This is a genomic window from Brevibacterium senegalense, assembly GCF_000285835.1.
GTDB classification, from domain to species: Bacteria; Actinomycetota; Actinomycetes; order Actinomycetales; family Brevibacteriaceae; genus Brevibacterium; species Brevibacterium senegalense.
The window spans coordinates 288,422-289,099 of record NZ_HE978602.1; the positions used below are offsets into that span (position 1 = coordinate 288,422).

General features: G+C 68.3%; 1 protein-coding gene. It reads right to left on the reverse strand.

Features of this window, described 5'->3' with window-relative positions; genetic code table 11:
• Nucleotides 1–678 (reverse strand): hypothetical protein (locus HGBR_RS20185; protein ID WP_218915949.1); only part of this gene is annotated, 678 nt, incomplete at both ends.

Here is a 678-nt window from a genome sequence, read left to right on the forward strand (position 1 = left end):
TCCTCGGTGATGCGGACGTGGTTGCGGGTGCTGCCCACGCGGACCTGGAGGACGTCCTGGTCGTCGGCGGTGCCGGAGTGGACGTCGTCGAGGAAGGAGGCCGGGAGGGTGACCTCGAACTCGCCGTCGGTCTCGGTGACCGTGGCGGGTGCTTCGTAGGTGCCCTCGCCGTGCTTCTGCGTGTACCCGTTGACGATGACGGTGACGGCGTCGCCGGGCTTCGCGCCGGTGTAGGCGACGCGTGCGGTGAAGTCGTCGCCGATCGTGCGGGTGGCGGCGTTGTCCGGGTGGTCGGGGAAGGTGACCGTCGGCTTCGCCTCCTGTGCCGTGCCCTCGACCTGGGTGGTGTAGGAGGTGTTCTTGCCGTTCGCGCGCACCTGGACGGTGATGCGGTCGCCGTCGGTCAGCTGGCCGACCGTCGTGTTGCGCTCCTCCGGCTTGAAGGTCGTCGTGATGGGAGTGTCGGGAGCGATCGTGAAGACGTAGTCGCCGTTCTCGTCCGCGGTGCCGTCCCAGGAGTCGGGCAGTTCCAGCGTGTAGCCGCCGGTGAACATGACGCTGGTCTTCGTGATGTCGACCGGGGCGTTGGGGGCGGTCTTGACCCGGACCTCGATGCCTTCGTCATGGACTGTCTGCGCGGGCAGCGGGTAGTCCATCCGGACCGTCGGGGAGATCTCC